General features: G+C 45.8%; 9 protein-coding genes. 5 read left to right on the top strand and 4 right to left on the bottom strand.

From position 1 onward, the window contains the following. Nucleotides 1-104: 104 nt before the first annotated feature. Together ACF8OV_RS20215 and ACF8OV_RS20210 are read right to left on the bottom strand one after the other, a co-directional pair. Nucleotides 105-1,652 carry an arylsulfatase gene (locus ACF8OV_RS20215; RefSeq protein WP_005454162.1) on the bottom strand — a complete coding sequence of 516 codons (1,548 nt, stop codon included), beginning with the start codon at nucleotides 1,650-1,652 and terminating at the stop codon, nucleotides 105-107. Between the two features lie 308 nt (nucleotides 1,653-1,960). Then, a complete protein-coding gene (locus tag ACF8OV_RS20210) occupies nucleotides 1,961-3,475 on the bottom strand; it encodes an arylsulfatase (protein WP_021451831.1) in 1,515 nt (504 codons plus the stop codon). 281 nt (nucleotides 3,476-3,756) lie between these two features. Here ACF8OV_RS20210 and ACF8OV_RS20205 point away from each other — a divergent pair, with 281 nt between their 5' ends. From ACF8OV_RS20205 to ACF8OV_RS20195, 3 genes are all read left to right on the top strand, one after another. Beyond that, complete coding sequence (locus tag ACF8OV_RS20205) at nucleotides 3,757-4,143, top strand: winged helix-turn-helix domain-containing protein (RefSeq protein ID WP_076664447.1); 387 nt, start codon at nucleotides 3,757-3,759, stop codon at nucleotides 4,141-4,143. Between the two features lie 89 nt (nucleotides 4,144-4,232). Continuing rightward, nucleotides 4,233-6,587 carry a fatty acid cis/trans isomerase gene (locus ACF8OV_RS20200; RefSeq protein ID WP_203503201.1) on the top strand — a complete coding sequence of 785 codons (2,355 nt, stop codon included), beginning with the start codon at nucleotides 4,233-4,235 and terminating at the stop codon, nucleotides 6,585-6,587. Nucleotides 6,588-6,605: 18 nt separating this feature from the next. Next, on the top strand, nucleotides 6,606-6,797 hold the full coding sequence (locus ACF8OV_RS20195) for a hypothetical protein (protein ID WP_005454225.1): 192 nt from the start codon (nucleotides 6,606-6,608) through the stop codon (nucleotides 6,795-6,797). A gap of 74 nt (nucleotides 6,798-6,871) precedes the next feature. On the opposite strand, the gene torS is transcribed toward ACF8OV_RS20195, so the two are convergent. Next, complete coding sequence (gene torS / locus ACF8OV_RS20190; protein WP_203503204.1) at nucleotides 6,872-9,838, bottom strand: TMAO reductase system sensor histidine kinase/response regulator TorS; 2,967 nt, start codon at nucleotides 9,836-9,838, stop codon at nucleotides 6,872-6,874. 43 nt (nucleotides 9,839-9,881) lie between these two features. Between torS and torT the strand changes: the two genes are divergently transcribed. Further along, nucleotides 9,882-10,931, top strand: a complete 1,050-nt coding sequence (torT, locus tag ACF8OV_RS20185; RefSeq protein WP_228750870.1) for a TMAO reductase system periplasmic protein TorT — start codon at nucleotides 9,882-9,884, stop codon at nucleotides 10,929-10,931. A 63-nt stretch (nucleotides 10,932-10,994) separates the two neighbouring features. Beyond that, a complete protein-coding gene (locus ACF8OV_RS20180; protein WP_005454351.1) occupies nucleotides 10,995-11,450 on the top strand; it encodes a methylglyoxal synthase in 456 nt (151 codons plus the stop codon). Nucleotides 11,451-11,528: 78 nt separating this feature from the next. Here ACF8OV_RS20180 and helD read toward each other — a convergent pair whose 3' ends face one another. Continuing rightward, nucleotides 11,529-13,598: a DNA helicase IV gene (gene helD / locus ACF8OV_RS20175; protein WP_029846008.1), complete on the bottom strand. Its 2,070-nt coding sequence runs from the start codon at nucleotides 13,596-13,598 to the stop codon at nucleotides 11,529-11,531. Nucleotides 13,599-14,046 lie beyond the last annotated feature (448 nt).

Genomic DNA, 14,046 nt, shown 5'->3' with positions numbered 1-14,046 from the left:
TTTTGGACAAGTAATTACATGAGTTTTAAGAAAAACTTAAACGGTGCGCAAAAAAAGAGGCTCCTCAGAGCCTCTCGATTTGGAGTTTTGATCGTGCAACAAACCTACTTATTCGGGTTCTCTTGCAGTTTCTCCATCACTTGATCAAGCGAGAAACTTGCGGCTTTTTGCCTTGGCGGGAACTCTTTGAAGGTTTCTAGGAATCGACCAACATACGTTTGTGCTGGTACCAACATGTAGGCACGATCAAGCATCCAATCGTAGTAAGTGTTGGAGGTAACATCCGCAACTTCATAAGGGTCCATGCGCAAGTTGAAGATCTTCGGCACACGTAATTTGGTGAATGGTTCAGCCCAAATACGCAACGTACCTTTTGCACGTTGTTCCATGAAGACCAATTTCCACTTGTTGTAACGAAGCGCAGTTAAATCGCCATCGTCCGAGAAGTAGAAAATCTCTTCACGCGGTGCTTTCTCTTCTTTACCAGTGAGGTATGGCAGGAAGTTATAACCATCTAGGTGAACTTTGAATTTCTTATCACCCGCGCTGTAACCTTTAAGCAGTTTCTCTTTGATGTTGTCATCACCAGCGGCGGCTACAAATGTAGGCATCCAGTCCATGTGGTGCATGATGTCATTCGAGACAGAACCCGCTTTAATTTTACCTGGCCAACGTACCATTGCAGGAACACGGTACGCACCTTCCCAGTTGGTATTTTTCTCGCCACGGAATGGCGTTGTACCCGCATCTGGCCACGAGTTCATGTGTGGGCCATTATCGGTTGAGTAGAAGACAATGGTGTTGTCTTTAATACCTAAGTCATCCACTTTTTTCAGTAGCTGACCAACATGGTTGTCGTGCTCTACCATACCATCAGCATAAGTACTGATGCCGGTTTTGCCTTGGTTATCTGGCTTCACGTGAGTACGGAAGTGCATGCGGGTTGCGTTCCACCAAACGAAGAATGGTTTTTTCGCTTTCACGGCACGATCCATGAAGTCGAGTGCCGCATCTAACGTCTCTTCATCCACCGTTTCCATACGCTTACGAGTCAGAGGTCCTGTATCTTCAATTTTGCCGTCAGCGTACGAACGAATCACACCGCGTGGGCCAAACTTCTTACGGAACTCAGGATCTTTAGGGTAATCAACGTTTTCCGGTTCTTCCTCAGCGTTCAGGTGGTAAAGGTTGCCAAAAAATTCATCGAAGCCGTGGTTAGTAGGAAGATGTTCGTCTTTGTCCCCTAAGTGGTTTTTACCAAACTGACCAGTCATGTAACCCATTGGTTTAAGCATTTCCGCAATAGTTGCGTCTTCCGCTTTCAAACCTAGGTCAGCACCAGGAAGTCCAACTTTACTTAGACCCGTTCTGAGCACAGTCTGGCCGGTAATAAAGGTGGAACGACCCGCAGTACAAGATTGTTCACCGTAGTAATCTGTGAACATCATGCCCTCTTTCGCGATGCTGTCGATGTTTGGTGTTTTGTATCCCATCAAGCCAAAGGTGTACGCACTGAGATTGGACTGGCCAATATCATCACCCCAGATGACGAGAATGTTAGGTTTTTCTGCCGCGATACTGCTGCTTGTCGCGCCAATTAAAGCCGCGGCAAGAATCGCTAATCGGCGTTTAACGCCATATTTCGCTGTCATATAAACCTCTGTGTGTATTAGAAAAGTGCTTCCTGCAACAGAATGTATAGTTCACAACCTCCGGATTTGCGAATATTCAAAATGAGAATAAAGGCAATGGGGTTTAATAATTTCCGCGAACATGTTCACACGGCAACAACAAAGATCTGAAGGCGTTTAGATAAGAGAAGATTCGCTAACGCAAGGAATGGCAGGAAGAGATAACAAACGATTAAAGGGTTGCGAAATAGATAAAATAAAAACGGTTCGCGCCGACAACCAAGATAGATCATCACTGCGAACCGTTGGGGGTTCAAATACGCTTAGGATTAACCTTTCGCTTGTTGAACTTTACTTAGGTTCTTCATTTGTTCCATCACTTTATCAACCGAGAAGCTTGGGATCTCTTGACGTGGTGGGAACTCTTTGAATGATTTCAGAACTTTCGCTACTTTCGCTTGAGCAGGAACAAGCAAGAATACGTGGTTGAACTGCCATGTTTCGTAACCGAAGCCTTGGTCGCCCTTCTCTAGTGGGTCAACTTTAAGGTCGAAGATCATTGGTATACGTAGGTTTGTGAACTCTTTCGTCCAAACATCCCAACCTTCATGCTCTTGGATCTTAAAGTGAAGCTTGAAGCGCTTGTCACGCATTGCCAACAAGTCGCCATCGTCTGACCAGTAGAAGAACTCATCACGAGCAGACTCTTTGTCTTTACCCATCAAGTAATTCATTTGGTTGTAACCATCTAAATGGTTTTTGTATGTGCGATCAGCAGACGATGATTTGTAGCCTTTCAGCAAGTCTTGCTTGATGGTGTTGTTACCCGCCGCAGAAAGCAGTGTTGGGAACCAGTCTTCACCCGCAAAGATGTCGTTTAACTTCGTATTTGGTGCAATGTGTCCAGGCCAACGAACCATTGCTGGTACGCGGAAGCCGCCTTCCCAACCTGTGTTTTTCTCACCACGGAAAGGACCAAATGCTGCATCAGGCCAGGTCGCGTTCATCGGGCCGTTATCGGTGGTGTAAATCACGATGGTGTTGTCGGCCACTTTCAGATCATCCAGTTTATCTAGCAACTCACCAACCATGTTGTCGTGCTCTACCATACCATCTGCGTATTCACCCAAACCTGTTGTACGGTTTTCTTCTTTCACATGCGTCCAAATGTGCATGCGCGTTGCGTTGTACCACAAGAAGAACGGCTTGTTCGCTTTAACCTGACGCTCCATGAAATTCATTGCCGCGTCTAGCGTTTCTTGGTCGACCGTTTCCATGCGCTTACGCGTCAAAGGACCTGTGTCTTCAATTTTGCCATCTGCATAAGAATGGATTACGCCACGCGGGCCAAAGTTTTTGCGGAACGCAGGATCTTTCGGGTAATCAGGGTTTTCAGGCTCTTCTTCCGCGTTCAAGTGGTAAAGGTTACCCATGAACTCATCAAAACCGTGGTTTGTTGGCAACATTTCATCTTTGTCACCAAGGTGGTTTTTACCAAATTGGCCTGTCGCGTAGCCCATATCTTTAAGTGCCGTCGCCATTGTAATGTCTTGCGGTTGAAGACCTTGTTCTGCACCCGGTAGGCCTACTTTCGTCAAACCGGTACGGATTGGCATTTGACCAGTAATGAAAGTACTACGGCCCGCAGTACAAGATTGTTGCGCGTAGTACGCAGTGAAAAGCGCACCTTCTTGCGCAATTCTGTCGATGTTTGGTGTGTTGTAGCCAAGCATGCCTTGGTTGTAAGCAGAGATGTTACCGTAGCCGATGTCATCACCCATGATAACCAGCATGTTGGGTTTAGAAGCTGCTTGTGCGGCAATCGGAGCTGCCGTTGCAAGCATCGTGAGTACTAGAGTATTTTTGCGAAAGTTCACGTTTTTTATTCCTTCACGTTAAAAACTTCCTTTATGGTATGCCTGCTGAAAAAACGATTGAAGTTATACAAGATATAACCAAATCTCATCTCAACTGGCATAGCGTTGCAATAACAGGCCGGACAATGAGCACATTTACCAACCACTTGTCATCATCGATTTGAATATCTTCTTTATATATTGCATTGATTTTTGATTAATCATTAATGATAATGGTTCGCAATTTCATTATTAATCTGGATATCAACGTGAGCGATCAAGCAACCTTGTCAGTTTTGCCAACCTTAACGTCTGATAGCCAAGATTGTGGTCACTCTTCTTCAGCAGATCATGTACTTACGCTCGATAAGTACACGCAGTCTGTTACGATTCAAAGCCAACCAAAAAAGACGGATATCCAACTCACGCCCATTCAGTTTGAACTGCTGCGCACGCTCATTCAACATCAAGATAAAGTACTGACCAAACCTTTCCTCTATCAAACCGTTTTGCAACGTCCGTTCACTGAGCATGACCGAGCGCTGGATATGCACATAAGTCGAATGCGAAAACGCTTGATTGCCGAAGGCATGCCACCAGATCAAATTCAGACAATTCACCGTAAGGGTTACCTATTTAAATCCATAAATAGGTAAAGAAAGCGCGGCTATTTGTCTCGATTTTTGGTATTTCGTCACTTATTTTGCTTTAATTAATGCAAATTCAATTTACTCAAAATAACTCAATGAATTTGCGTCTAATTTTTATACTCTGCATTGCCAGTCTGTTTGCTGGTTGTGCTACTTATGCTGGCCTGAACTTTGACCAACTGTTCGGCCCTCAGTTGGTTCGTGAGCGTACTGCCAGCGTTGAAACGCCGCAGGCAGATTTCTTCCAACGCGAGGTAAAACCTATCGTCGATAACCGCTGTGTGGTTTGCCACGCCTGCTACGATGCGCCATGTCAGCTAAAACTCTCATCGGTAGAAGGGATCGACCGCGGAGCATCGAAAGCGTTGGTTTATGAAGGCACTCGCCTGACAGCTGCTGCACCTACTCGCTTGTTTGAAGATGCAGAAACCACCCAAGAATGGCGCGACGCTGGCTTCCACCCTGTTTTGAATGAACGCGACCAAAGCATGGCGGCAAACCTTGAAGCTGGCCTTATCGCTCGTTTATTGCAACAGAAAGAGCGCCATCCCTTGCCAGACCAAGTGCAATTAGAAGGTTTTGATTTTTCGATTGATCGTGAGCAAACCTGCCCGACAATTGAAGAGTACGAACAGTACGAAAAAGACAACCCAAACTGGGGAATGCCATTTGGTATGCCGAATCTAACCAACAGCGAATACCACACGCTGATGACTTGGCTAGAAAACGGCGCGATCATGAATATGCACACGCCAATCAGTGACCAAGAGCAGGCGCAAATCAATCAATACGAAACACTGCTCAACCATTCAGACCTCAAGAACCAGTTGATGTCGCGTTACATTTACGAGCACTTGTTCCTGTCGCATCTGTACTTTTCTGAGTTGAGCGAAAAACCGCGCTTCTTTACCCTCGTGCGCTCCGCAACGCCACCAGGACAACCAGTAAAACGCATTTCCACTCGTCGCCCTTACGACGATCCGGGCGTTGAACGCGTTTACTACCGAATCATTCCAGAACAAGGCACTATTGTTGACAAAACGCACATGCCATTTGCGCTCAACAAACAGCGCATCAGTAACTGGGAAAAATGGTTTATTGAAGCGGATTACTCCGTTACTCAGCTACCTAGCTACGAGCCAGAAGTTGCAGCTAACCCGATGACGGCATTCATTGATATGCCAGTGAAGTCTCGCTTCAAATTCATGCTTGATAACGCGCAAAACACCATCATGGCGTATATCAAAGGCCCTGTTTGTCGTGGTCAGCTTGCACTTAACGTCATCAATGATCGCTTCTGGGTATTCTTCTTAGACCCAGACAAAGCTGACATTCCTGAGGTTAACGAGTTCTACCGTTCACAAGCAGATAACTTAAAACTGCCAGCCGAACAAGAAAGTAATACGCTTCCAGTCACAAACTGGGTTAAGTACGCACGCCAACAAGCGCGTTATCTTGAAGCAAAATCTGAGTTTACGAACAACTGGTTTAAGCATGGCGAAAACCTATCGACTGACGTCATTTGGGATGGTAACGGCACCAACCCAAATGCAGCATTAACAGTATTCCGTCATTTCGACAGTGCATCTGTAGTTCAAGGGTTGGTTGGCGAGCAGCCAAAAACAGTCTGGATCTTAGATTACGCTTTGCTGGAGCGTATTCACTACCTTTTGGTAGCAGGGTTTGATGTATACGGTAACTTTGGTCACCAGTTGATGACGCGTATGTTCATGGACTTCTTACGTCTTGAAGGCGAGAGTAACTTTGTTACCTTGCTGCCTGCGGATATGCGTCACCAGCTTCAATCGAGCTGGTATCAAGATCAAAGTCCTCAGCTTAGTGACTTTTTGCAACGTAACGTGAAGCCTTTTAATCAACCGACCAGCGTTGTTTACAAAACGGACGATCCAAAAACCGAGCTACTGAACATGATGCGCAAACGCTTATCGCCAGTGCTGCTGCCTCGTTATGAGATTACCGATACTGCGCTTTCAGATAAAACGGAAAAAGAGCTAAAACGTATCGGTCAAGTGCGTGGTGAAGGGCTACAAACCGTCCCACAAATCACGATGCTGATGGTGCGTAGTAAGTCAGGTAAGGACGAACTGTTCACCCTACTTCACAATAATGCGCACACCAATATTTCGAGTTTGTTTGATGAAGAAAGCAACCGAGACTTCGCCAACGACGATATGACCATCGTGCGCGGCGTTGTCGGTAGCTACCCAGCAGCATTTTTCTCCCTTAAAGAAAACCAAGTAAAAGAATTTGTCGATCAGTTTAGCGCGATTCAAAACGAAGCCGATTACGTTAAGTTGTTGGATAATTTTGCGATTCGCCGTAGCTCGGAAAAATTCTGGCCGTTTAGCGATCGTATCCACAATTGGTACCGTACAAATCAACCGATCGAATTTGGATTACTTGACTATAATCGTTTTGAGAATCGATGATGATTTAAGGGGGTTCTCATGGGTATCCGAGACAACATTGCCGCTCTGGAGCAACAAATTTACGTTGCTTGTTCAGAGGGAGACTACGAGACGGTCAACATGCTTGAGCATCAACTCGAATACTTGCGTGGCAAAGTGGAACATCCATTAGATGATGACCCTTATGCCTTAGACACTCGATTCGAGTGGGAAGATGACATGACCAAATAGAAAAAACCTCCGGCATTTACCGGAGGTTTTTGTTTTTAGGTTTGGCTTAAGGCTTGGGTTTAAAAAGCAGAGCTTTATTCTGCCATCAGCTCATCAAGCGCATTAACTGACGCAGCGACTTGCTCGTCCAAAAAACCTTGCTGAGCGTTGTATGTATCTAGCGGTTCAGCAGCAATCTCGATACTTTGGCAAGTGTTCATTAACGCAGTAAGACCTAAACTCCCCGCACTGCCTTTTAGTTTATGAGCGAGATTTTTCACTGCTAGGCTGTCATTTTTTTCTGCTGACTCAACCAACTGTCCAAGTACATCCGCACTGGTATTTCTGAACAAGTCGATGATATGCAGCATTTTTTCTCTGCCTAAAATCTTCATATCGGACTGGATCACGCTTGGATTAATGATGACCATTTCTGGTTCCTCTCGTTGTTGGTGGTCTTGTTCGACCTGATTTTCAATAGTTAGATTGGTATCGCTCGTTTCGCTCAGAGGTAAGCATTCTCCACTTTGCGGAAGCAGTAATTGTTTGCCATCCAGAACATCCTGAATCAACGTAGCAAGGGCTTCTTTCTCAACTGGTTTTGGCAAGTAACCATCAAAACCCGCAGCCAAGTAGCGTTCCACTTCTTCCGCAAAAACATGAGCAGACACCGCAATCATAGGTGTCGGTGACAGCGCTTTGTCACCAGGCTTGTTACGTTCGATGCGTTTTAAGCGTTGAATCAAATCCGTGCCGTCACAATCAGGTAAATTGATGTCAACAAGCGCGATATCAAAATCTTGTTTATCAATGATTCGTTCAGCTTGCAGACCATCTTCCGCCATCACAACTTGATGCCCCATGCTCTGGAGGAAACCTTCCGCCACCACGCGGTTTACTTCATTGTCTTCGACCAACAACACTTTGGCTTTCACCTTGCAGCGAGCGCTCGCCACGACACCGATTTCAACAGGTTCGCTTTCTTCAAGTGGGATGGAGAACCAGAAACGGCTGCCTTCGCCCTCTTCTGAGTCGACTTCGAGCACGCCGCCCATGGCTTCGACGATACGTTTGCTGATCGCCAAACCAAGCCCTGTACCACCGATTTGGTTCAGACCACCTTCTGCTTGCGTGAAGGCATCAAACAGAGTTTTCTGATCTTTTTTCGAAATGCCGATACCTGTGTCTGAGACTTCAAATAGCACTTGCGATTCGTCTTCTGGATTCAGGCTGACGTAAATATCAATTTCACCGTCTTCAGTGAATTTGATCGCGTTACCCACTAGATTGTTCAGCACTTGGCTAATGCGCGTTACATCCCCTTTCCTGTATCGGCTGACGTCACTTTCAATGTGGTAAGAGAACAGCAGTTGTTTCTCTTGCGCTCGGCTGTTCATCAGTTGGAACGTGTCTTCAACCATTTGATGTAGGTCGAAGCCCAAGCGGCGAATCTCAAGATGGCCGGCTTCAATTTTCGAGTAATCCAGAACGTCATTTAAGATGGCAAGCAAGGTTTTACCACTGCGGTTGATGATCTCCGCGTAACGCTTTTGAATTGGGTTTAAACCAGAATCCATTAACAAACGAGCAGTACCGAGCACGCCGTTCATTGGCGTTCGAATTTCATGGCTCATTGTCGCTAAGAAGGCTGATTTCGCGCGGCTCGCCTGCTCGGCTTCATTACGCGCCTGAGCGTGGTTCACGACCTCTTCATTCAAGCGCAGGTTTGCTTGTCTCAACTGCGAAGTACGCTGCTCAATCAATTCTTCAAGGTGTTCTTTGTGCTCTTCCAGTTCTCGTTTGGCTTTTGCTTCCCCTTCTGCCACCACTTTGAGCGCTTGGGCGGTATTGCGAGCGGTGATGATTGCTTGCCCCATGTGCGCAAGTTCGTCTTTACCTTTAACTTCTAGCTCAACAGCCAAGTTGCCTTGGGCAACAGAAAGCAGCGCAGCAGAGTATTCCGCCAGACGTTTCACTACCGACACGTACACCACACGCCAAAGGATAAGCACAACCACAATCAAACCGACAATCGAGATCACCGTTAGTGACCATTGGGCAAATTTCAGGGTATTGGTCAGCTGGTCAACGGCAAACGTGGTGGTTTTGTTGGAATCGTCCACCAGCTTGTTTACGGTGCTGTTCAGTTCAGAAAACAGCTCCAGCGTTTTTTGCATCAACTGTTGAGATTGCTCGTTGTTTTCGTATTGTTGCAGCAAAATGGTAAATACAACTTGGCGCTTACCGAGCTCGGTGAGCAATTGGCTCATCTGCTTTGAACGTGTTGGGTCTTCGACCGCTAAGACGCGGCGTTTCATGATCTTAAGATTGTTTTCAAATGCCGTCTGGATTTGTTGGATACGATCAACGTTGGTCAGAGTGCGTGCTTCTTCTATTTGATTAAGCATTTTAAAAGCGAGAAGATGCAGCTCGTGCAGACGCTCGGTTAGGTCAAGATCGACTTCAACCAAGGCATCGAGCGCTTGATAGACTTGGTCTTTTTTATTCGCTTCTAACAGGTCATAAATATGGGTTACGTTAGCAACCGCAATCGTGCTGGTGTTTTGCACTTGAGTACGAGTGAGCTGTTCTAATTCTTCACTCAGCAAGCGCATTTCTTCAACACGAGTATCAATTTCTTTCGCGAGCCACAACTTTCTTTCAACCGTGACACCAAGCTCCGCGAGGTTATTGATCACATTCTGAACGTTGCTTTCAAGTGCATCGAGCAGTTTTGAATCAAACGACTCACCGCCTAGCTCTTTAATGTGCGTCAACAGCGATTCAAGTTGTTCGAACAACACTCGCCCGGCTTCTTTCCTCTCTTGCTCATTTTGCGCATTAGAGAGCATTTGCACCGATGAAATGATTCGAGTACTCAATTCTGAGACTTGTCGCGCTTCTATCATGGCGGGGATCGCGGCATCTACCACGTTCCTTTCTGTTTTTGCCACCAGCGAAAAGCCGGATACGCCAATCAATGCTGATAACATGACCAGCATTGCCATCGCTATGAATGACAACAGAAGTTTACGACCGATGCTTGCGGTTGCTAGCAACATATTTTCATGACCTTAATGTTCGTGTTCGGCGACATATTACGTTATATTTTGCAGTGTTTACTTAATCTATGCCAACGAACTTCATTTCATGGTTATAAATCAACGCTCAATTCGTACAATTTTCAAGCATTCAGTCTTGGCAGCGTCACTTTGCGCTTCACTGCCTTCTGTGGCCGCTGAAAAGATCTGTGCGATCTACCCTCATTTAAAGGATTCTTACTGGTTATCAGTAAACTATGGAATGGTCTCTGAAGCAGAGAAACAAGGCGTCAACCTGCGCGTATTAGAAGCAGGTGGCTACCCAAATAAAAGTCGTCAAGAGCAGCAACTTGCGCTGTGTACCCAATGGGGTGCGGATGCCATTATTTTAGGCACGGTTGATCCTCACGCCTATGAACACAACTTAAAAAGTTGGGTCGGCAACACGCCCGTATTTGCAACAGTCAACCAACTCGATCTTGATGAAGAACAGAGCACACTGCTCAAAGGCGAAGTCGGTGTCGATTGGTATTGGATGGGTTACGAGGCCGGTAAGTACTTAGCCGAGCGCCATCCAAAAGGCTCAGGTAAAACCAATATTGCCCTACTGCTTGGCCCGCGTACTCGTGGTGGCACTAAGCCTGTCACAACAGGGTTTTATGAAGCTATCAAAAACAGCGACATCCACATCGTTGACTCCTTTTGGGCAGACAACGACAAAGAGTTACAGCGTAACCTGGTGCAGCGCGTGATTGATATGGGGAACATTGATTACATCGTCGGCAGTGCGGTCGCCATAGAAGCAGCCATCAGTGAATTGCGCAGCGCAGATAAAACCCATGATATTGGTTTGGTATCGGTGTATTTGAGTCACGGTGTGTATCGTGGTCTTCTGCGCAATAAAGTGCTTTTTGCTCCGACAGACAAAATGGTGCAGCAAGGCCGCCTGTCTGTCATGCAAGCGGCTCACTATTTACGCCATCAACCGTATGAAAAACAGGCATCGCCAATCATCAAACCACTGACGCCAAAGACGCTTCACGATGACACAATTGAAGAATCGTTATCTCCGTCAGAATATAGGCCGACATTCAGCATAAAGGCTGTTGATTGATGCGCTAAAAAAGTGTTTTATTGATAGATAACCAGTTCATAATCATAAAATCGGAATAACTTGATGCAAAAAACGACTCGTACCATGCCTGCGCATAAACACGTGGCATTGGTTGCCCACGACAATTGCAAACCTGAGCTCCTTCGCTGGGTAAAAGAGAATAAAGAAAAGCTGCAACGCCATTTCTTGTACGCTACAGGCACAACTGGCCACATGCTGAGCAAAGAAACTGGCTTAGCAATTAAGAGTATGATCAGCGGCCCGATGGGTGGCGACCAACAACTCGGAGCATTGATTTCGGAAGGTAAAATCGATGTGTTGGTCTTCTTCTGGGATCCACTAAACGCCGTACCTCACGACCCTGATGTGAAAGCCCTACTTCGTATCGCGAGTGTTTGGAACATCCCAGTTGCGACTAACCGTGCAACGGCAAAATTCCTCTTCGACTCTCCTCTTTTAGAACAAGAAGTCGACATCGAAGTGCCAGATTACGAAGCTTACCTTGCAGAACGCATGTAAATCGACGTAATCGAATAGATAAAACAAAGGCGATACTGAGTATCGCCTTTGTTGTTTTTAACGGTTGAAAAAGTGCGTTTAGCGTGAGGTAACGATTGGGTAGTCGCCACTTACGAGTTCTTGCACAAATGCAGAACCTGCCCCCGTATGCGTGATCCACACTTTCTCTTTTGCACGAGTAATTGCGACATAGAACAGTCGGCGCTCTTCGGCATACGGGAATTTGTCTTTGGACTCGGTCAACGCACCGTCGATGTGAATCTGCTTCTTCTTCGCTGGGAACTGCCCTTCATCCACAGCCAAAATAATCACAAAATCGGCTTCTCGACCTTTACTCGCATGACAAGTCATAAAACGAATATCGAGATTCGGGAATCGTCTTAACCAGTCATCATACAAATCGGGTTTATGGTAATGGTTACGGCCAAGCAGCAGTACAGACTTAGTTTGTTTCGCTTGTTGATTCAATTGATCGAGGATTTTCTCAACTTGGTTGCTTGGCGCTGTGTGCACGCTCTTTTGCTTGCGTTGTTTGTGGCTGTTGAGCGTCTTCGGTAATTGTGATGGGTTTTGCTGCACGAACGTATTCGCCACATCGCCAATTTGATTATTGAAACGATAAGTCGTGTCTAGGTGATGTACCGTAGAGTGAGCGAATCGCTCTTTAAACTCAGTAATCAAGTCCACATCTGCGCCCGCAAACTGGTAAATCGCTTGCCAGTCATCGCCTACGGCAAACAAGGTTGCGCCAGGCTGCTTCTCTGTTGATTCACATAACGCTTCGATCAACGCCAAACGATCTGGAGAGATATCTTGATACTCATCGACCATAACAAAACGCCAAGGCGATACGAACTTCCCTTTATTCACGTAATCCGTTGCTCGACTTATCATGGTTGGGAAATCGACTTGATTGCTCTCTTTGAGCATTTTTTGCCATGCAGAAAAGCACGGCCAACACAGTGCTAATTCGCTATTGAGGCGCGTATAGTCTTGGTGATCCACCAACTTCTCTTGCACTTGCTTTTTCGTTAAACCAACAGCAGCTAAATGCGACAATTGAGAATCCAACCAAGCAATTAGCTTCGGATTTTCCGAATGGCTACCCAGCTCATCATCACCTTTCAGGTAAGCAATAGGCCATTTATCTAAATGCTTTTGCCAACGTTTGAAATTTGTTGGTGTCATCCAGTGCTTTTTCAACCAGTCGACACACCAAGCCGTGCGTTGGTTATCGTCTAATGCAAGAGGGCTAATTTCGACAGGCTGCTGCTCGACTTGATTAAGAATGTACAAGCCGAGTTGATGAAAGGTATTGACTCTTACGCCTTCTGCCGCCAAACCGACTTTATCAACCAAACGCTCTTTCATTTCTTTCGCGGCATCTCGGCCAAACGCAAGCATCAAAAGTTCTTCCGCTTGAGCTTGATGGCTTTGAAGTAAGTAAGCCACTCTTGCAGTCAATACGCTGGTTTTACCCGAGCCTGCCCCAGCCAAAACAAGGTTGTGATCATCATTGAGCAACACTGCGTATTGTTGCGACAAGTTCAGCGGAGACGATTCAATGCGGTTGAACAAGACTTCCCAATTAGGACGTTCGTTTTCCAACCATTCGTGATTGCGCTCTCCCAGCGTATGAGAGGTGTCAACCAACCAAGGCTCAATTTCACCCATGCGATTAGGCATGCGCATTTTAGCTTCGTCTAGGCTGGTCTTGATTTCTGCTAGTTCTTGATTGAGTTTCTCTACCCACGCCATAACTTGAGAATGAGAAAGATAGGCAGGAAGGTGTTTGAGCTGGTACAACTCTTCTTCCCATTTAGGAAGGTACTCCGCCAGTTTTCGGCACTGAGTGTTGTGCCACTCTTGATATTGACGCACAGCTTCTAACGCAAACTTGCGACATTGAGGCCAAGGTAAACCTTGTACTAACCAACTTTGTTGCTTGCCATCTTGCTCGTGAGCAAAGAACTGAAGCGAGCTCCAAAACAGGCCGCGTTTCACGTTGACTTTACCGTTCCAGACGGTGAAAGGAATATGCTCTTCACTGCCAATTGAGCTTAATAAAACACTGTTCTCTTTTATTTCGACATGATAATACTCATTTTGAATAAAAAACTGTGCTTTGCTGGTGGCAGTAAGCTGCATGAAACGTGCGCCTTTTAAGTGAGAAGTTGTCGATTTATATCATTTTAGGGCTTCAAATTGTAGCAGCGACCGCCACCTAAATACGCATCTTCCTTGATTCTTTAATAAAATTCACATTACTGCTGATTTTGTGAACATAATTGTCATTACTTCAACGCTATAAACCCAAACTCTAGACGGTTTTCGCATCCGAAAACTGCTCTGCATTCTTAAGTCAATGACATTTCTGTCGATTTCATAACCAAGCGTGATTTTTTCTTAAATTAAATCATAAACACGCTATAGTGAGCTTGGTAACATATCCAAACAACTTCAAGATGATAGCGCCCGTGAAAGCCATTTGTTTTAAGGCTCAATTAGTGAGCGTTAACCGTGAGAACGTCAACTTTCTAACGCCGTCATCCTTGAGTGAAATTGGGAATTTTTCTCCGTTTTTATCGGAAATGTA

It is taken from the genome of Vibrio sp. GLN_1 (assembly GCF_043106015.1).
Classification (GTDB): Bacteria; Pseudomonadota; Gammaproteobacteria; order Enterobacterales; family Vibrionaceae; genus Vibrio; species Vibrio parahaemolyticus.
Note: the sequence above shows the minus strand (reverse complement) of the source record. Positions and strands in the feature narration are given on the sequence as shown.

Bases quoted from the DNA above. Each gene is read 5' to 3' on its own strand.
- ACF8OV_RS20195 (WP_005454225.1), top strand. From the start codon at position 6,606: ATGGGTATCCGAGACAACATTGCCGCTCTGGAGCAACAAATTTACGTT.
- torS (WP_203503204.1), bottom strand. From the start codon at position 9,838: ATGTTGCTAGCAACCGCAAGCATCGGTCGTAAACTTCTGTTGTCATTC.
- helD (WP_029846008.1), bottom strand. From the start codon at position 13,598: ATGCAGCTTACTGCCACCAGCAAAGCACAGTTTTTTATTCAAAATGAG.
- ACF8OV_RS20210 (WP_021451831.1), bottom strand. From the start codon at position 3,475: ATGCTTGCAACGGCAGCTCCGATTGCCGCACAAGCAGCTTCTAAACCC.
- ACF8OV_RS20180 (WP_005454351.1), top strand. From the start codon at position 10,995: ATGCAAAAAACGACTCGTACCATGCCTGCGCATAAACACGTGGCATTG.
- ACF8OV_RS20200 (WP_203503201.1), top strand. From the start codon at position 4,233: ATGAATTTGCGTCTAATTTTTATACTCTGCATTGCCAGTCTGTTTGCT.
- ACF8OV_RS20215 (WP_005454162.1), bottom strand. From the start codon at position 1,652: ATGACAGCGAAATATGGCGTTAAACGCCGATTAGCGATTCTTGCCGCG.